This window comes from Brachybacterium sp. AOP29-B2-41 (genome assembly GCF_052378395.1).
Classification (GTDB): domain Bacteria; phylum Actinomycetota; class Actinomycetes; order Actinomycetales; family Dermabacteraceae; genus Brachybacterium.
This window is the reverse complement of the sequence record NZ_JBQSXR010000001.1, coordinates 148007-165348: the sequence shown is the minus strand read 5'-3', so window position 1 is coordinate 165348 and position 17342 is coordinate 148007. Positions and strand designations below refer to the sequence as shown.

Genomic DNA, 17342 nt, shown 5'->3' with positions numbered 1-17342 from the left:
CGACGGCCTCGACATCTTCAGCGCCGAAGCGTCATGGTCATGACTCCTCGGCGGATTCCGCCCAGCCGGCGGTGGTGCGTAGCCAGGCCACGCGGCCGACGAGAGCGACCGCGCCGCCGGCGAGCAGCAGCGGCCACCCGGGTTCGAGACCTGAGGGGCGGCCGTCCAGCAGGGACCACAGTCCGAGCAGTCCCATCAGCGCGATCGATGCTCCCACCCCGATCACCCACACCGCGTGCAGCGAGTGCGCATCCTCCAGCTGCCAGGGCACTTCGCGCAGCGTCCCACCCGCCGCTTCGCGGCGGCGTCGGACGGTGATGAAGCCCAGCAGCTGCAGCAGACGGGTCAGAGAGAAGCCGACCAGGGCGAGAGCGGCGGCCAGCACCGGGCCGTTCATCGGCCTCACCTGCCCCTCGGCAGGAGCCATCCGGATCAGCTCCACCAGCTGCTGGGAGAGAAGAGCGAGACCGAGCAGCGTGACCAGGCCCGGCAGCAGCAGCGACGGTCCCTTGTCGCGCCGGGCGGAGTCGTCGGCATCCGCCGCATCGGACCGGGCGAGCATTCCCTCGGCATCCAGCCGTGGGAAAGAGGGAGGGGATCCGGCATCCCCGTGCTCGGGATCGAGGCCGGGACGGTGCTCGGAGCTCATCCGGTCACGGTAGCCCGCGACCCGCCCGCGCGCCCTGAGGACAGCGGTGGTGCGTCCCGACGGTAGACTCCCCGATGTGATGAGCGAGATCGAGATCGGCCGCAACAAGCGGGGACGCCGCAGCTACAGCTTCGACGACGTGGCGGTGGTCCCGTCCCGTCGAACCCGTGACCCGGAGGACGTCTCCACGTCCTGGCAGGTGGATGCCTACCACTTCGACATCCCCATCTTCGCCGCCCCCATGGACTCCTTGATGTCCCCCGAGACCGCGATCGAGCTGGGCAGGCTCGGCGGTCTGGGCGTGCTCGACCTCGAGGGTCTGTGGACCCGCTACGAGGACCCCACCGCGCAGTTCGACCGCATCGCCACCGCCGCGGACGAGGACGTCGTCGCGGAGATGCGCTCGGTCTACTCCGAGCCCGTCAAGCCCGAGCTGATCCGGGACCGCATCCAGCAGCTGCGCGACGCGGGAGTGACCGCCGCCGGCGCGCTGTCGCCGCAGCGCACCCAGGAGCACTGGAAGACCGTCGTCGATGCGGGCGTGGACATCTTCTTCATCCGCGGCACCACCGTCTCTGCGGAGCACGTCTCCTCCGATCGTGAGCCGCTGAACCTCAAGCGCTTCATCTACGAGCTCGACGTCCCGGTGATCGTGGGCGGTTGCGCCACGTACACGGCAGCCCTGCATCTCATGCGCACGGGCGCGGCCGGAGTGCTGGTCGGGTTCGGCGGCGGCGCGTCCCAGACCACCCAGGAGACCCTCGGCATCACGGTGCCGCTCGCGAGCGCGGTGGCCGACGTCGCCGCAGCCCGCCGGGACTACATGGATGAGTCCGGTGGCCGGTATGTGCACGTGATCGCCGACGGCGGCCTGGGACGTTCCGGCGACCTGGTCAAGGCGATCGCCTGCGGCGCCGACGGGCTGATGGTCGGTGCCGCGCTCGCGCGCGCCGAGGAGGCTCCGGGACGCGGCCACCACTGGGGCAGCGAGGCGCATCACCCGACGCTCACCCGCGGGCACCGGGTCCCGGTGGGCACCGCAGCCCCGCTCGAACAGATCCTCTTCGGTCCCTCGACCGCCGCCGACGGCAGCACGAACCTCGTGGGCGCCCTGCGCCACGCCATGGCCACCACGGGCTACCTCGAGCTCAAAGAGTTCCAGCGGGTCGAGGTCGTGACCACCGCGTGAGTCAGGCGGCGGCAGCGATGCTGCGATGAGCGAGAGCACGGGCAGACGTCGCGATGCCGGGGCGCGCCGCGGTCTCCCTCCGTGGGCCGTCCTCCTCTGTGGTGCGCTCGCCACGGGCATCTGCCTGCTGCTCCTGTTCGGACCGTTCTACCCGTACACCGGAACGCCGGGGGAGGCGATCAGACACCGATTGCTGATGCTGCTGGACGGCAGAGGTCCGCGCATCCTCTCCGACCTGCTGTGGAACTGGTTCTTCCTCTCCACCACCGTCGTGCTCGGCATGATCCTCATGCTGCTGCCCTGGGGCGCGGCACGGGAGCGCCGGCGCGGCGGGACCGCAGGAGCGTCCGGTGAGCACCATCGCGATGCGGGGCCCCGCAGCGACGCGGGGGCAGCCCGCGTCAGCATCACCGAGCGGAGCACCTCCCTCACCTTCTCCGATGACGGCAGCATCCAGGATCCGGAGGATCCCGATGCCGTGATGATCGAGCGCAGCGTCTCGGACCTGCGCGCGATGGCTCGCGCGGCCAGGATCCCGTGGCGCACCGACTACGAGACCAGCGGAGGAGCGCGCGCGTTCCTCGAGGTGCTGCGTGCACTGGGCACCGGCCCGGTCGGCGTTCACCGCGCCGAGGACGCGAGGGTCGGAGCCTCCAGTCCGGATACCGCCGTTGAACCTGCTGACACGACTGTCGCGGCTTTCGTGGCTGCAGACACCTCTGACACTGCGGTCGCCTCCGCTGCCGGCACTGCGGAACGACCGTCGGCCGAGGAGTCTTCGAGCAGCCCCGGCTCCGTGTACACCCCCACCACGCTGTACCGCTCGTCGACGTGGGACGGAGACGCAGAAGAGGATCTCGATGAGGAGGGGCAGGGATGACGCTTCCCTCTGAGCAGGACCAGCAGCGGGGAGGCCCGCGCCGTCGCGGGCACCGGGCCCGCGATATCCCGGTGACGCTCCTGGCCGCGGTCGTGATTGCCCTGGTGATCTACTGGCCGATGTCGCCGTGGAGCCTGAGCTGGTCACAGCTGGAGTTCCTGCTGCCCTGGATGCTCGCCCCCTCCACCGGGGTGCTCCCACTGGCCCTGGTGCTGCTGATCCTCATCTGGGTTCCGGTCGTGCTGAGATCGCTGACCGGCGGTACCCGGCGGCCTTCCGCAACCCCTCCCGGTGACGACCCTGCGAAGACCTCCTCGCCCTCCGCGCGGGAGGAGCAGCGGGGTGTCGGGGACGATCAGCTCGAGATCCCGGCCATGAGCTTTCGGCAGATGGGGACCGAACATCGTTGGGAGCTGGCCGAGGCGCTCGACATCCCATGGCGTGACGAGCTGATCCATGACCACCAGAGCTGGGCGATCGCCTGCCTCGAGGCGGCGCAGCGAAGGGCCGAGCGACCGTTCAGCTGACTGCGGCGCGGGTGAGGTCAGAACCACTCGTGGCGCGAGGACCTTTCCGGGCCGCGGGACCGTCTTCGAGCGACGATGCCCCCGCCCAGCAGGGCCAGCGCGCTCACGAGCAGGATGCTGAATGCGAGCACCGTTCCCCGCATCCCCAGAGCCGCCACGGCGACGTCGGCGACTCCTGTGCAGCTCAGCGTGACCTGCTGATCTGCGGTGACGGAGACGGTGCCGATCTGGGTGTACTCGGTGTCGACGATCTTCGCCGGCAGGTCGATCTGCTCCGCCGTCCAGGTCACTCCGTCCCCACCGGTGACGGTGCAGGCGGCGGAGGAGGCTGCATCAAAGGACGGGACGTACACGTAATAGCGGAATGACGACGATGCCTGGATCGTGCCCGTCGTCGCGCCGAAGGATACGGGCGCGGCGGTCAGCGGGGCAACGCCGACGGCGACGAGGGCCGCGACGTAGCCGCTCATGATCCGTGGCCGCTCGCGATCAAGATACGTGAGGCGCGGGCCTCTGAGGGAGTGGCTGCGGCGATGGCGGCGCCTGGCACAATGGCGGTCTGCAGGGGTACCCGGGGAAGGGGCATGGCCATGGAGTTCCTGTTCATCATCGTGATCGGCGTGATCTTCGTGGTGCAGTTCGCCATGAAGCAGCGAGGCAAGGACGACTCGTCGGGATCGTCGCTGTGGGGAGGCGGGGATGACGCGAGGACGTCGTCGCGCCCCCGGATGCGTCCGCGCCCGCAGGCACCGCAGCCCAAGAGCCTCGACGAGGCGCTGCGACTGTCGCAGGACCGCCAGGCGCCGCCCACGATCCGGTACGCGGGCCTCGAGTACGACGATGACGACACGCTGGCGGCTCCCACGGATGGCTCTGCGTCAGCGCCCGACGACGTGCCGGTGATGACCGAGATGTCACGGACGGAGCCGAACGCCTCGCATGAGCCCGATAGCGCTCCGGACCGGGGAACGGACGCGGAGGTCGAGACCGGTCGCTCCGAAACCGGGCGCGCGGGGATCGAGCCGGACGGGGTCGGGCCTGCAGGGATCGAGCCTGCAGAGGCCGAGTCTTTCGCTGCCGAGTCTTTCGGTGTCGAGCCTTTCAGTGCCGAACCCCTCAGCGCCGAGCCCGTCGGGTCCGACGTCGCTGAGCCACGCCGCGCCGCGGAGCCGTTCACGCCGGCGTACTCCGCCTCCGTCTACACCCCGACCTCGGTCTACACCGGCTACACCCCGACCTCGCTGTACACCAGCGGGACGTCGATCCTGGGCGGCGCGAAGCAGGTAGACCCGCAGCGGGAGGAGCCGGAGACGGACCCGGACGAGGACGCGCAGGAGCCGGGGCCCGAGGAGGGCCAGCGCTCCTGACGCGGTTGTCGCGTGGAACCGCCGCGCGAACCCGGGGTTCAGCCCTGCAGGGCGCGCGCCACCTCTGCCGACTGACGTGCGATCGACAGCTCCTCGTCGGTCGGCACGATCATCACTGTGACCTTCGAGTTCGGTGTCGAGATCACGCGCATCTCCTTGCTGCGGGCAGCGTTCGCCTCGAGATCCAGCTCGATGCCGAAGCTCTCGAGCCCGGTGAGCAGCCGTTCGCGGACCATCGGCACGTTCTCGCCGATCCCGGCGGTGAAGGCGATGATATCGAGCCCGCCCAGCACGAAGGAGTACGAGCCGAGGTACTTGCGCAGGCGATGCACGTACACGTCCATCGCGAGGGTCGCGGCCTCGTCGCCCGCGTCGACCGCCGCCGTGATGTCACGGAAGTCGCTCATCCCGCACATGCCCATCATCCCGGAGCGCTTGTTGAGGATGTCGTCGATCTCCTCCGCGCTGAGCCCGGCCTGACGATGCAGGTGGATGTAGATCGACGGATCGATATCACCGGTGCGGGTCCCCATCACCAGGCCCTCGAGCGGGGTGAGCCCCATAGAGGTCTCCACCGCCGCGCCGCCCCGCACCGCGGAGGCCGAGGCGCCGTTGCCCAGGTGCAGCACGACCTGACGCAGCTCAGAGACGTCATGCCCCTGCGCGGCCAGATCGGAGGCGACGGTCTCGGCGACGTACTGGTGGCTGGTCCCGTGCGCGCCATAGCGCCGCACCCGGTACTGCGTGGCCAGCTCACGGTTCAGCGCGTAGTTCGCCGCCGCGGCGGGCAGCGCGGTGAAGAACGCGGTGTCGAAGACGGCCACGTGCGGCACCTCCGGCAGCAGGGCCTGGGCCCCGTCGATCCCGTCGACAGCCGCGTAGTTGTGCAAGGGTGCGAGCTTCCCGAGATCGTGGATGTCCCAGCGCACGTGCTCGTCGATCAGGACCGGCTCGGAGTAGCGGGCACCGCCCTGGACCACCCGGTGGCCGACGGCGCGGATCCGGTCATCGGAGAGCGACAGACCCACGTCCTCGAAGAGGTGCTGGACGATCTTCATCGCCTGCTTGTGGTCCGGCACGGGTCCCTCGAAGGTGGATTCCCGCTCGCCCGCGGTGATCGTCGCATTGCCCTGCTCCTGCCCGACCCGCTCGACGATGCCGGTCGCATCGACCGTGCCGTCGGCGGGGGACAGCAGCTGGAACTTCAGGGACGACGAGCCGGAATTGATGACGAGGACGCGTGGGTCCGTGGGTGCTGCCATGGCAGAGGAGCTCCTGATCGCTGGAGGGTGGGAGGTCAGTGCACGGGGGCGGCGGAGTCGGCCTGCGCCTGGATCGCGGTGATCACGACGGTGTTGATGATGTCGTCCACCAGTGCCCCGCGGGAGAGGTCGTTGACCGGCTTGTTCAGGCCCTGCAGGACCGGGCCGATCGCGATCGCCCCGGCGGAGCGCTGCACCGCCTTGTAGGTGTTGTTGCCGGTGTTGAGGTCGGGGAAAACGAACACCGTCGCCCGCCCCGCCACCGAGGAATCCGGGAGCTTGGTCTTGGCGACAGAGGCATCGACGGCCGCGTCGTACTGGATCGGTCCCTCGACATCGAGCTCCGGGTTGCTGTCGCGCACCAGGGTGGTGGCCTCGCGCACCTTGTCGACATCGGCGCCGGTGCCCGAGGTGCCGGTGGAGTAGGAGAGCATCGCGATCCGCGGCTCCACCCCGAACTGCTCGGCGGTCGCGGCGGACTGCACGGCGATATCCGCCAGCTGCTCCGCAGTGGGGTCGGGGTTCACAGCGCAGTCGCCGTAGACGAGCACACGGTCCTCGAGCGCCATCAGGAACACCGAGGAGACGATCTTCGCCCCGGGCTTGGTCTTGATGATCTCGAAGGAGGGCCGGATGGTGTGGGCCGTGGAATGGGCGGCGCCGGAGACCATCCCGTCGGCCTCACCCATCTGCACCATCATGGTGCCGAAGTAGGAGACGTCCTGGACCTTCTCGCGAGCCTGCTCCAGGGTGACGCCCTTCTTGGCGCGCAGTCGCGCGTACTCCGCGGCGTACCTCTCGACGTGCTCATGGTCGTGAGGGGAGACGATCCGGGCCTCGGAGATGTCATGGCCGAGCTGCGCGGACTTCGCGCGGATCGTGTTCTCATCGCCCAGCAGGATCAGGTCGGCGACGCCCCGGGCGAGCAGCGCCTCGGCGGCGGCGATGATCCTGGGCTCATCACCCTCGGGAAGCACGATCGTCTTCTTCTCCCCGCGGGCGCGGGCGAGCAGCTCGAACTCGAACATCATCGGGGTGACGACCTCGCTCCTGGTCACCTCGAGGGAGTTGAGCAGCTCGGGGATCGGCAGGTGTTCGGCGACCGCGCGACGTGCCGCATCCATCTTCTGCGGGCTGTGGACGTCGAGCCTGCCGCGCGACTTCGCGACCGCCACCGCAGTGTCGAAGGTGGACAGGTCGGTGGCGATGATCGGGAGGTCCTGCTGCACGCCGGAGATCAGCCGTCCCACCTCCTCGGGGACGTCATAGCCACCGGTCAGCACGATCGAGGAGAGGGCCGGGAAGGTGCCGGACTGCTGCGCCATCACTAGGCCCGGGAGAAGGTCGTAGCGGTCGCCGGGAGCGATCACGGTGCAGTTCTCGGTGAGGCGGGAGAGCACGTTCGGAAGGCTCATCGCTGCGATCACGGTGCCGATCGCGACGCGGTCCAGCCACTCCGGATTGCCCTGCAGGAGGGTGCCGTTGATGGCATCCTTCAGCTCCTGCACCGTGACGGCCATGATCACCGGGTTCTCCGGGATCGCTGCGACCAGGGCGTCTGGGACCTTCGCCGTGACCGCCTGATGGATCGCATCCAGGGAATCGACCTCCGCGCGGTTGACGACCACGGCGATCGGCAGCGCGTGATGGCCGCCGAACTCGCTGACGGACACCGCCGCCAGCGCCGCGATCTGGTCAGGGCTGCGGTCCAGCCCGGACAGCACGACCACCACGGGCGCGCCCATATTGGCGGCGACCTCGGCGTTGAAGGCGAGCTCGGTGGGATTGGCGAGGTCGTCATAGTCGGAGCCGAGGACCACCAGCACCGAGAAGCGCTCGGCGAGCTCGCGGTGGCGGGCGAGGATCCGCTCATGCGCGAGATCGGGATCGGAGATCACCAGTTGGTGATCCACCCCGATCGCATCCTCATAGCTCTGCTCGACGGCGGGATGGCTGGTGAGGAGGTCGACGGCGTAGTCGCGCGTGCGGTCGGCCTTGACGACGGGACGGAACACCCCGACGCGGTCGGAACGGGAGGCGAGGGCTTCTAGAAGACCGAAAGCCACCATCGACTTGCCGGTCATCCCCTCCGGGCTGGCGATATAGACACTCTGGGACACGCTCCCCAGCATAGGCGCGGCACCTCCGCAGAGTGCGGGACTGGTGGTACCTGTTCCGGGCCCGGGCACGGGGTAAGGGCACGGACCTGGAAGTCCGCAGACGGGTGGGGCGCGAAGTCCGCAGACGGGCGGGGGAGGGCGCCCTGCACGACGCGGTGTGAGAGGCGTCGCTGCCCAGGGTCCGTCCGGGCGGCGGCTCGTACCATGGACCTCATGCTCCGTGTCGCCCTCCGCCCCCGCTTCCTGGGGCTGCTCGCCCTGATGGTGGTGGCGACCGTGGTGTGCGGTCTGCTGGCGACCTGGCAATGGGACCGCGCGCATCAGGCGATCACCGATAAGGCCGCCGGCTCCGAGCAGCTCGGTGACATCCGCGGCGTGGTCGGGGTGGGCGAAGCAGTCACCAACTCGATCGTGGGAGACACCGTCACCGCTGTCGGCACCTATGCGCCGGGGGAGCAGGTGATCGTCCCGGGCCGGAACATCGGCGGTACCGAGGCGGTGCTCGTGGTCACCTCGCTGCTCATCGAGCTCGAGGACGGCAGCCAGGGGCGGCTCCCGGTGCTGCGCGGCTGGATCCCCGCCGCGGAGCTCACCGCTGAGGATGGCCAGATCGATCCGTCGCTCGCTCCCGCAGCCCCGCAGGGCGAGGTCGAGATCTCTGGCCGGCTCGAAGCCAGCGAAGCCGCCTCCGGTGGAGTGGTCGACGGAGTGGCCAGTGAGATCGCGACCCCGCTGCTGGTCAACGAATGGGGCTCGCCGATGTTCGCCGGCTACGTCTCGCTCGATGAACCTGCGGGAGGACTGCGCCCCGTCCCTGCCGCAGAGTCCGAGTTCTCCCGCGGCCTGGACTGGCAGAACCTGGGCTACTCACTCCAGTGGGTCATGTTCGGTGTCTTCTTCCTCTACCTGTGGTGGCGCTCGGTGAGAGCCGCCCATCTCGACGAGATCGCAGATCGCCGTGAGGCCATGGAGCAGATCCTCGCCGAGAACGCCTCGATCGAGCGCTCGACCCCCGAGCTCTCCTCCGCTTCGGCCGTCGGCTCGACGACCACCCCGACCCCCACCCCGACCCCCATCCCGACCCCCACCCCGACCCCTGACAAGGACGTGTGACCCGTGCCCGCTCCCCGCCCCCTCGACGAAGTCGCCGCCAGGACCTCCTTCGCCCGCTTCCGCGTGGCCTCCATCGTGGAGGGCATCGCCCTGCTGGTGCTGGTCGCGATCATGTCGATGCGCTACGGGGTCTACGGCGGCGACGGCCTCTTCACCTCGGTCTCTCCGTTCTGGGACCAGGTCTCCTCCGTGTGGTCCCCGATCCATGGCCTGATCTACATGATCTACGTGGTCCTCGGCTTCGACCTGTGGATGAAGATGCGCTGGGGCATGCCGCGGATGCTGCTGCTGATGTTCTTCGGCATCATCCCGGTGCTGTCCTTCTTCGGTGAGCGCTGGACCCACCAGAAGGTCGAGTCCGACCTCGCGCGCCGACCCACCCTGCAGGACGAGGCCCGCGCCTGAGGCGAGGCTCGTGCTCCTGGTGAGGCCCGGCAGCGCCCGGGCGTGATGAGGATCGTGCCGCCAGGAGGCGGACCACGCCACCTCGCGCGGGGCCTCCCACGTAGACTCGGCCGGGTGAACGACACCGACCAGCGCCCCGTCCTCGTCGTCGACTTCGGCGCCCAGTACGCACAGCTCATCGCCCGCCGCGTGCGCGAGGCCCGGGTCTACTCCGAGGTGGTCCCGCATTCGATGCCCACCGAGAAGATCCTCGCCAAGCAGCCCCGCGCGATCATCCTCTCCGGCGGGCCCAGCTCCGTCTACGCCGAGGGCGCCCCGCGCCTGGACCCGGCTCTGCTCGAAGCTGGCGTGCCCGTGCTCGGGCTCTGCTACGGCTTTCAGTCCATGGCCGCGGCGCTCGACGGGACCGTCGCGCCGACGGGCGTGCGGGAGTACGGCGCGACCCGCCTGGAGAGCATCGACGGCACGTCGCAGCTGCTCAGCTCCCAGGACCTCGAGCAGAACGTGTGGATGAGCCACGGCGACTCCGTCACTGCCGCCCCATCTGGCTTCGAGGTCGTCGCGACCTCCTCCGGCAGCCCCGTCGCCGCCTTCGAGAACACCGAGAAGCAGCTCTACGGCGTGCAGTGGCACCCCGAAGTGGGCCACTCCGACCGCGGCCAGGAGGTGCTCGAGAACTTCCTGCACCGCGGCGCTGGCATCGAGCCGGCCTGGACCACCGGGAACGTGATCGAGGAGCAGCTCGAACGGATCCGCGCCCAGGTGGGCGAGGGCTCCGCGATCTGCGGACTCTCCGGCGGCGTGGACTCCGCCGTGGCTGCAGCGCTGGTGCAGCGCGCCATCGGTGATCGCCTCACCTGCGTGTACGTGAACCACGGCCTCATGCGCCAGGACGAGTCCGAGCAGATCGAGCAGGCCTTCGGTGACTCCACCGGCGGTGCGAAGCTCGTCATGGTCGACGCCGAGGAGCAGTTCCTCACCGCCCTCGCCGGGGTCACCGACCCCGAGACCAAGCGCAAGATCATCGGCCGCGAATTCATCCGCACCTTCGAGCAGGCCCAGGCGGACATCCTGCGCGAGCAGGGCGTCGTCGAGGGTGACCACGCCGAAGCCACTGCGTTCCTCGTCCAGGGCACGCTCTACCCGGACGTCGTCGAATCCGGCGGCGGAGAGGGCGCGGCGAACATCAAGAGCCACCACAACGTGGGCGGCCTCCCCGAGGACCTCTCCTTCGAACTGGTCGAGCCGCTGCGCGCCCTGTTCAAGGACGAGGTGCGCGCCGTCGGCTCTGAGCTGGGCCTGCCCGACGAGATCGTCTGGCGCCAGCCCTTCCCCGGACCGGGGCTGGGGATCCGCATCATCGGCGAGGTCACCAAGGAGCGGCTCGACATCCTGCGCAAGGCCGACGCGATCGCCCGCGCCGAGCTGACCGCCGCGGGCCTGGACCGCACCATCTGGCAGTGCCCCGTGGTGCTGCTGGCGGACGTGCGCTCCGTGGGCGTCCAGGGCGACGGCCGCACCTACGGCCACCCGGTCGTGCTGCGCCCCGTCACCAGCGACGACGCGATGACGGCCGACTGGGCCAAGGTCCCTTACGAGGTGCTCTCGCGGATCTCCAGCCGCATCACCAACGAGGTCAGCGAGATCAACCGCGTCACCCTCGACATCACCTCCAAGCCCCCGGGCACCATCGAGTGGGAGTGAGCTCCCGCTGACAGCAGCCGCAGCAGCGCCCCGCCGCGCGTCCTCCCGGACCGCGCCGCGGGGCGCTGCTCTGCCCGGGCACGGGTGCTGCTGGGTCTCAACGTGAGTTCTGCCCATCGAGTCGTGAGAAGTGCGCCGTAAGAAGCGTCATGGTGCGCGGAACTCACGACTCGATCGTGCGTGACGCAGCGGCGCGCTGTGGAAATCACCGATTCTGCAGCCGGAAGCATGGCACCGCTGCGGAGACCGAGGTGCAGAAGCCGGACTGTGCGCAGAAGGCGCCGACCCAGAGCACTGACTGACCCGGGAGGAGTGAACTCCGGTTCCCGACCGATCGGCGGGGAGGTTCCTTGCCGCGCCGGGTGGAGAGGGGTTAAATTCCCCCACACGTCGCTGAGGGGCTGCACTCGTCGGCTTCCGTGGCGTCTTGAGGGGGAGGAGGGGGACCGATGTCGAACGCCGAGACCGGCACCATCACGACGCGGGTGCCTTCGCGACTCGACCGACTGCCCTGGTCCCGCTTCCACTGGCGAGTGGTGATCGGCCTGGGCAGCGTCTGGATCCTCGACGGTCTCGAGGTGACGATGGTCGGCAATGTCGCCGCCCGACTCACCGAGGACGGCAGCGGGCTGGACATCTCCGCCGCCCAGATCGGTATCGCGGGCGCCATCTACATCGTCGGTGCGTGCCTCGGTGCGCTCTTCTTCGGCCAGCTCACCGATCGGCTGGGCCGCAAGAAGCTCTTCCTCTGGACGCTCGTGCTCTACCTCGTCGCGACTGTCGCCACGGCGTTCTCCTTCTCACCCTGGTTCTTCTTCCTCTGCCGCTTCCTCACCGGCGCCGGCATCGGCGGGGAGTACGCGGCCATCAACTCCGCTATCGACGAGCTGATCCCTGCCCGGGTGCGCGGGCGGGTCGATCTGATCATCAACGGCAGCTACTGGCTGGGCTCGGCAGCGGGCTCTGCGCTGGCGCTCGTGCTGCTGAGCACAGCGTTCTTCCCCATGGATCTGGGCTGGCGTCTGGCCTTCGGCTTCGGCGCCGTGCTCGGCATCGCCGTGCTCATGGTGCGCCGTCACGTGCCGGAGAGCCCTCGCTGGCTGTTCATCCACGGCCAGGAGGGTGAGGCCGAGCGGATCGTCCGCGGGATCGAGGAGTCGATCGAGGAGGAGAAGGGCACCGAGCTGCCCCCGGCAGAGGACTCCCTCACCATCCGCCAGCGCACCAGCATCCCGTTCCGGGAGATCGCCGCCGTCGCGTTCCGGAAGTACCCGAAGCGCTCGGTGCTCTGCCTGGCCCTGTTCGTCGGGCAGGCGTTCCTCTACAACGGCATCACCTTCAACCTGGGCGTTCTGCTCTCCTCCTTCTACGGCGTCGGGGCGGCCCTCGCCCCGCTGTTCATCATCTTCTGGGCGCTGTCGAACTTCGCCGGTCCGGTGATCCTGGGCCACTTCTTCGACTCCGTGGGCCGCAAGCCCATGATCACCCTGGCCTATCTCGGCAGCGCCCTGGTGACGCTGCCGCTGGCCTGGGTGTTCCTCAGCGAGGCCGGCGGGCTCACCGCGTTCATGATCCTGTTGGTGATCACCTTCTTCCTGGCGTCTTCCGGGGCCAGCGCTGCCTATCTGACGGTGAGCGAGATCTTCCCGATGGAGACGCGGGCGCTCGCGATCGCCTTCTTCTATGCAGTCGGCACCGCGGTCGGTGGCATCGCCGGTCCGCTGCTCTTCGGCACCCTCATCGCGACCGGAGAGCGTGCGCCCGTGGCGATCGGCTTCCTCGTCGCCGCGGTGGTGATGGCACTGGGCGGCGTTGCCGAGCTGCTCTTCGGGGTCAAGGCCGAGGGCCAGAAGCTCGAGGACCTCGCCACCCCGCTCACCGTCCAGGACGCCGACGATGCGGAGGCCCCCGGCGCGGAGGGCGATGGCGCGCAGGCCGATAGTGCGCAGGGCGATGGTGTAAACGGCGATGACACCGGCGGCTCCTCCGGCCCGGGCCCGGGCCGGGAGCGCACCTGATGCCGGTGGGGTGCCTGGTCTTCGGCCATCGCCCAGCGTTCCGCGCCGAGGGGCGCACCATGCGTTGGGAGTGCGAGCGCGGCTGCGCGGAGGGTGGCGGCGAGAAGACCTACTCCACCGCGGCGGAGGCGGAGCGGTTTGCGGCGGCCTTCGACCGGCGCGGCGACGACGGGCTCGGGAAGAACGCCCCCCTGCTCGGCATGTTCCCGCTGCGGATCTGGCAATGGCTGCGCCGCCGGGGCGGGCCCGAGGGCTGAATCGTCGGCGTCCGACGTAGACCGATTGTCGGAATCCGCCTCAGTCAGTCGGCGTCCGCCTCAGACTGATCATCGGCGTCCCTCTCAGGCCGTCGGCGGCTCGAGCAGGCGGGAAGGATGAGCGGGCGCGGAGGAGTGCCAGGACTGGGTGCGCTCGTAGGTCTCCCAGCCCATCGCGACGTAGAGGCCGTCGGCGCCGGTGGGGGAGTCGTCGTCGACCTCGAGGTCCACGTGGGTGCGTCCACGCTCGACGGCGTCCTGGATCGAGGCGTTCAGCAGTGCTTTCGCGATGCCGTGGCCGCGGGCGGAGCGGTGCACTCCCAGGTACTCCAGGTAGGTGCCCTCGCCCAGGGTCTCGGTCGCCGGGATCACAGCGGCGACCAGGCCGCCAGCAGGCAACCAGACCCCGCCGCGGTCGATCTCGGCGATCCACCAGTGGTCCCATCCCGCCTCCTCGGGGTTCTCGATGAGTCGCTGGACGAACTCGGCGAAGGACTCCCGGTAGGAGTTGAAGTGGTCCGCGAAGGACTCCTCGAGCATCCGGTGCACGGTGCGCACGTCCTGCGCGACAGGCAGGCCGGATTCGTGGCGGTGGACCTTCCTCACCCGAGTGCCCTCTCGTGGCGCGGGAAGTCCGGGCAGCTCGGCGGGGTCCACGGGGCGTCGCATATGCAACCAGGTGCGCACCATCGAGTAGCCCGCAGCGGTGAGGAGCCGCCCGCGGTCGGTGTCCAGTTCGTTCGCGTCGGCGTCGAGCTGTGTGCGCTCCACCCCGCGTGCTCGGGCGAAGGACCCGCCCACCTCGACCGCCCAGTCCAGCAGCGCGGCGGCCAGGGCGTCCCGTTCGGGGGCGTCCTCGGCGATCACGAACTGGACGTTGGTGCGGCCGGTGGCGCGGTCCTCCAGAGCCACCCAGGCGAGCGGGTCCTTATCGAGCGAGGGGGATCCATCAGCGGCGACGGGCACCACCACGACCTCGCGGCGCGCCCAGGACTTCAGCCCCACCATGCGCGAGCGCATCCCCGCCTCGTCGGCCACCCCACCCGGGGTGTGGCGACGGATGTCCGCGGTGACCAGCGCGACGACTGCAGGAACATCGGCCTCGATCGGCACCCGGGTGGTCAGTCGACCCTCCAGGGCTGCGGGCATCGTGGGCGGGAAGTGATCGGTCAGCAGCATCCGTCCATCTTTTCACGATTCGGCCTGGGGCCGCGGAGCGCGGTGCTTCGCTCAGCGCTCGTCGGCCGTGACCGACTCCCGGTCCTGGGCGGAAGAGGCGGCGCCGCCATCGCCAAGCTCGCCCGCTTCCGCAGCCTCGAGCTGCTCCGGATCGATCACGGGGATCGGCCCGGTGCGCGGGTGCGAGTCCTGCGGCTCGGTGCCTGTGCCGCCGAGCTCGGCGGCCGCGTCGGCACCCGGCTGGGAGGCGAACTCGTCCGCGGACTCGACGGTCTCGCGCAGCGGCACGTGCTTGATGAACAGTGAGAGCACCAGCGCTATCACTGCGAAGGGCACGGCGGTGAGGAACACCATGTGCATCGCCTCGCCCATGCCCATGCGGATCGGCTCCACGAGGATCTCGGGCAGCTCCGAGAGCGCGGAGGGATCCAGCGCCGCGTTCTCGAGGCCGGAGACGTCCGCGCCGCCGGAGGCCTGCAGGGCGGCGAGGTCCTCTGCGGGCAGCGCTGCGATCTGCTCGGTGATCGAGGTGGACATGGAGGCGGTCATCACGGTGCCCAGCACCGCGATGCCCACGGTCGAGCCGATGTTGCGGAAGAACTGGATCGCGGCGGTGGCGGTGCCGAGCTCGCGACGTGCCACGGCGTTCTGCACGATCAGCGTGTACACCTGCATCGACAGGCCGAGTCCCAGACCGATCACGATCATGGCGAGGGTGAGGTGCCACTGGGTGTCGCCGTACTCGAGGGCGACCAGCAGGACGTAGCCGATCACCATGATGATGCCGCCGACGATGAGGAACGGACGGTAGCGGCCGGTCTTCGAGATCAGCAGGCCCACGATGATCGAGGTGAGGATCATCGCGACGGACTGGGGGATCAGGATCATGCCGGAGGCGGTCGCGGAGACGCCCATGACGCCCTGTGCATAGACCGGGATGTAGATGATCGCGCCGAACATCGCCACGGCGATCGCGAAGGAGGCCGCGACCGACAGGGCCACGATCGGCCGCAGCAGCAGCTGCATCGGCAGCAGCGGCTCCTCGACCTTCGTCTCGATGATCACGAAGGCGATGAGGAAGGCGGCGGCGATCGCATACATGCCCAGGATCACGGGGGAGGTCCAGGCGAAGTCGCCACCGCCCCAGGTGGTCGCGAGCAGCGCGATGACCAGGCCCGGCGTGAGGGTGACGATGCCCCAGTAGTCGATCTTGCCGTGCTGATCGGCCTTCTCCAGGTGCAGGAACTTCATGATGAAGACGAAGGCGGCGATCCCGATCGGGAGGGTCAGGTAGAACAGCCAGCGCCAGCCCAGATGGTCGGTGACGACGCCTCCGATGAGCGGCCCCGCGATCGAGGTCACGCCGAAGACGGCGCCCATGATGCCCTGGTACTTGCCACGCTGACGGGGCGGGATGATGTCGCCGATGATCGTCTGGCTCAGCGGCATCAGGGTGCCCATGCCCAGGCCCTGCACGGCGCGGGCGAAGACCAGGAACCAGAAGCCCTCCGCCATGCCGGCGAGGGCCGAGCCGACCATGAACACGGCCAGGCCGCCCAGGTAGAACCAGCGGCGGCCGTAGAGGTCGGAGAGCTTGCCGACGACCGGCACGGACACGGCCGACACCAGCATTGCGGCGGTCGCGATCCAGCTGTAGTGCTCGATGCCGCCGAGCTCGCCGACGATGCGGGGCATCGCGGGGCCGACGATCGTCTGCGAGAGGGACGCGACGAACATGCCGAGCATGAGGCCGACGAAGACGAGCTTGCCCTGTCGGTCCAGGCCCGTGAAAACGGGGGCGGTGCTCGGGCCGGAGGGCGGCGTGGTGGCGGGTGCTGTGCTCATTGAGCTCCTCGGGACAGTGATGTGCTGACGGAATGATGGAGAGGGCGCCGGCGGGCGTCCGATGGTCGTAGCGCGTCACTGGGCCTCGACGGGAACACCCTATCCAACTGTTGCAGTCAATGCACTATTTCACTGAGTGCAGATTTTGTGATCTGTCGGACCTACGATGGTCCGGTGAACGAGTTGACCGATACCGATCAGGGCCTGGGACTGCGCGAGCTGAAGAAGCGCCAATCCCGCATCGCCATGCACCGTGCCGCCCTCGAGCTGGTGAGCGAGCACGGGCTCGGCGGGGTCACCGTCGAAGCGATCGCCCATCGTGCCGGGGTCTCCACCCGGACCTTCTTCAATCATTGGTCCACGAAGGAATCCGCGATCATCGGGGTTCTCAGCGCCGGGGACGACGAGATCGCGGAGCGGCTGCGCCATCTGGCTGAGGAGCAGGGGCCGCAGCAGGCGCTGCGCACGGTGATGCGCGAGGCGATCTCCTCCGCGCCCATCGATGCCGGGCTGCGAGAGCTGAAGAAGCAGGTCATGGCCAAGGAGCCGCGGCTGCATTCCCTCTCCACCGGCAACCTGCACCTGGTGCAGACCGAGATGGTCGAGGCGCTCGCGGCGGTCCTCGAGGGGGAGGACGCCCAGGAGCGGGCGATGCTCGCCGTGCAGATCGGCTTCGCCGTCACCCGTACCGCTTTCGCCGTCTCGATGTCGCGCGGGATCGATCTGGGGACAGCCTTCGACGAAGTGCTGGACCGCTACGACGCGGCCGACGGGCCCTTCTGACCGCGGAGAGAGCCGAGTCTCGCGCGTCAACGCATCAACGCGTC

The 17342-nt window shown here is 69.3% G+C and carries 16 protein-coding genes; 10 read left to right on the top strand and 6 right to left on the bottom strand.

Translation table 11 applies throughout. The features are described 5' to 3' along the window. Positions 1-37 precede the first annotated feature (37 nt). A complete protein-coding gene (locus ACT3T9_RS00790) occupies positions 38-649 on the bottom strand; it encodes a hypothetical protein (protein WP_441443358.1) in 612 nt (203 codons plus the stop codon). 79 nt (positions 650-728) lie between these two features. On the opposite strand from ACT3T9_RS00790, the gene ACT3T9_RS00785 reads away from it, so the two are divergent. From ACT3T9_RS00785 to ACT3T9_RS00775, 3 genes are read left to right on the top strand one after another with little or no spacing between them, the layout of a single operon-like run. Next, positions 729-1838: a GuaB3 family IMP dehydrogenase-related protein gene (locus tag ACT3T9_RS00785; RefSeq protein WP_441443357.1), complete on the top strand. Its 1110-nt coding sequence runs from the start codon at positions 729-731 to the stop codon at positions 1836-1838. A 25-nt stretch (positions 1839-1863) separates the two neighbouring features. Next, entirely contained in the window at positions 1864-2718 is an 855-nt protein-coding gene (locus ACT3T9_RS00780) for a hypothetical protein (protein WP_441443356.1), read from the top strand. Next, positions 2715-3245, top strand: a complete 531-nt coding sequence (locus tag ACT3T9_RS00775) for a hypothetical protein (protein ID WP_441443355.1) — start codon at positions 2715-2717, stop codon at positions 3243-3245. Before ACT3T9_RS00780 ends, ACT3T9_RS00775 begins: the two co-directional genes overlap by 4 nt. 17 nt (positions 3246-3262) lie before the next feature. Here the strand turns inward: ACT3T9_RS00775 and ACT3T9_RS00770 are convergent, their stop codons facing one another. Next, positions 3263-3715 carry a hypothetical protein gene (locus ACT3T9_RS00770; protein WP_441443354.1) on the bottom strand — a complete coding sequence of 151 codons (453 nt, stop codon included), beginning with the start codon at positions 3713-3715 and terminating at the stop codon, positions 3263-3265. 114 nt (positions 3716-3829) lie between these two features. On the opposite strand from ACT3T9_RS00770, the gene ACT3T9_RS00765 reads away from it, so the two are divergent. Next, positions 3830-4612, top strand: coding sequence for a hypothetical protein (locus ACT3T9_RS00765; protein ID WP_441443353.1), 783 nt, complete (start codon positions 3830-3832; stop codon positions 4610-4612). Between the two features lie 38 nt (positions 4613-4650). On the opposite strand, the gene ACT3T9_RS00760 is transcribed toward ACT3T9_RS00765, so the two are convergent. Together ACT3T9_RS00760 and pta are read right to left on the bottom strand one after the other, a co-directional pair. Next, positions 4651-5874, bottom strand: a complete 1224-nt coding sequence (locus tag ACT3T9_RS00760; RefSeq protein ID WP_441443352.1) for an acetate/propionate family kinase — start codon at positions 5872-5874, stop codon at positions 4651-4653. 35 nt (positions 5875-5909) lie between these two features. Beyond that, positions 5910-8006, bottom strand: a complete 2097-nt coding sequence (pta, locus tag ACT3T9_RS00755) for a phosphate acetyltransferase (protein ID WP_441443351.1) — start codon at positions 8004-8006, stop codon at positions 5910-5912. A gap of 201 nt (positions 8007-8207) precedes the next feature. On the opposite strand from pta, the gene ACT3T9_RS00750 reads away from it, so the two are divergent. The 5 genes from ACT3T9_RS00750 (at position 8208) to ACT3T9_RS00730 (ending at position 13491) form a co-directional block, all read left to right on the top strand. Next, complete coding sequence (locus ACT3T9_RS00750) at positions 8208-9107, top strand: SURF1 family protein (protein ID WP_444605758.1); 900 nt, start codon at positions 8208-8210, stop codon at positions 9105-9107. A 3-nt stretch (positions 9108-9110) separates the two neighbouring features. Next, complete coding sequence (locus ACT3T9_RS00745; RefSeq protein ID WP_444605757.1) at positions 9111-9512, top strand: DUF3817 domain-containing protein; 402 nt, start codon at positions 9111-9113, stop codon at positions 9510-9512. 114 nt (positions 9513-9626) lie between these two features. Next, on the top strand, positions 9627-11216 hold the full coding sequence (gene guaA, locus ACT3T9_RS00740) for a glutamine-hydrolyzing GMP synthase (protein ID WP_441443346.1): 1590 nt from the start codon (positions 9627-9629) through the stop codon (positions 11214-11216). Positions 11217-11665: 449 nt separating this feature from the next. Further along, positions 11666-13234 carry an MFS transporter gene (locus tag ACT3T9_RS00735; protein WP_442332310.1) on the top strand — a complete coding sequence of 523 codons (1569 nt, stop codon included), beginning with the start codon at positions 11666-11668 and terminating at the stop codon, positions 13232-13234. Beyond that, a complete protein-coding gene (locus tag ACT3T9_RS00730; RefSeq protein WP_444501700.1) occupies positions 13234-13491 on the top strand; it encodes a hypothetical protein in 258 nt (85 codons plus the stop codon). Before ACT3T9_RS00735 ends, ACT3T9_RS00730 begins: the two co-directional genes overlap by 1 nt. 84 nt (positions 13492-13575) lie before the next feature. On the opposite strand, the gene ACT3T9_RS00725 is transcribed toward ACT3T9_RS00730, so the two are convergent. Together ACT3T9_RS00725 and ACT3T9_RS00720 are read right to left on the bottom strand one after the other, a co-directional pair. Continuing rightward, a complete protein-coding gene (locus ACT3T9_RS00725; RefSeq protein WP_441445784.1) occupies positions 13576-14670 on the bottom strand; it encodes a GNAT family N-acetyltransferase in 1095 nt (364 codons plus the stop codon). 51 nt (positions 14671-14721) lie between these two features. After that, positions 14722-16515, bottom strand: a complete 1794-nt coding sequence (locus ACT3T9_RS00720; RefSeq protein ID WP_444605756.1) for an MDR family MFS transporter — start codon at positions 16513-16515, stop codon at positions 14722-14724. A gap of 174 nt (positions 16516-16689) precedes the next feature. Between ACT3T9_RS00720 and ACT3T9_RS00715 the strand changes: the two genes are divergently transcribed. Beyond that, complete coding sequence (locus ACT3T9_RS00715; RefSeq protein WP_442332311.1) at positions 16690-17298, top strand: TetR/AcrR family transcriptional regulator; 609 nt, start codon at positions 16690-16692, stop codon at positions 17296-17298. The last annotated feature ends 44 nt before the right edge of the window (positions 17299-17342 follow it).

Coding starts and splice junctions, on each gene's coding strand:
- ACT3T9_RS00790 (WP_441443358.1), bottom strand. CDS start 649: ATGAGCTCCGAGCACCGTCCCGGCCTCGATCCCGAGCACGGGGATGCC.
- ACT3T9_RS00785 (WP_441443357.1), top strand. CDS start 729: ATGAGCGAGATCGAGATCGGCCGCAACAAGCGGGGACGCCGCAGCTAC.
- ACT3T9_RS00780 (WP_441443356.1), top strand. CDS start 1,864: ATGAGCGAGAGCACGGGCAGACGTCGCGATGCCGGGGCGCGCCGCGGT.
- ACT3T9_RS00775 (WP_441443355.1), top strand. CDS start 2,715: ATGACGCTTCCCTCTGAGCAGGACCAGCAGCGGGGAGGCCCGCGCCGT.
- ACT3T9_RS00770 (WP_441443354.1), bottom strand. CDS start 3,715: ATGAGCGGCTACGTCGCGGCCCTCGTCGCCGTCGGCGTTGCCCCGCTG.
- ACT3T9_RS00765 (WP_441443353.1), top strand. CDS start 3,830: ATGGCCATGGAGTTCCTGTTCATCATCGTGATCGGCGTGATCTTCGTG.
- ACT3T9_RS00760 (WP_441443352.1), bottom strand. CDS start 5,874: ATGGCAGCACCCACGGACCCACGCGTCCTCGTCATCAATTCCGGCTCG.
- pta (WP_441443351.1), bottom strand. CDS start 8,006: ATGCTGGGGAGCGTGTCCCAGAGTGTCTATATCGCCAGCCCGGAGGGG.
- ACT3T9_RS00750 (WP_444605758.1), top strand. CDS start 8,208: ATGCTCCGTGTCGCCCTCCGCCCCCGCTTCCTGGGGCTGCTCGCCCTG.
- ACT3T9_RS00735 (WP_442332310.1), top strand. CDS start 11,666: ATGTCGAACGCCGAGACCGGCACCATCACGACGCGGGTGCCTTCGCGA.
- ACT3T9_RS00730 (WP_444501700.1), top strand. CDS start 13,234: ATGCCGGTGGGGTGCCTGGTCTTCGGCCATCGCCCAGCGTTCCGCGCC.
- ACT3T9_RS00725 (WP_441445784.1), bottom strand. CDS start 14,670: ATGCTGCTGACCGATCACTTCCCGCCCACGATGCCCGCAGCCCTGGAG.
- ACT3T9_RS00720 (WP_444605756.1), bottom strand. CDS start 16,515: ATGAGCACAGCACCCGCCACCACGCCGCCCTCCGGCCCGAGCACCGCC.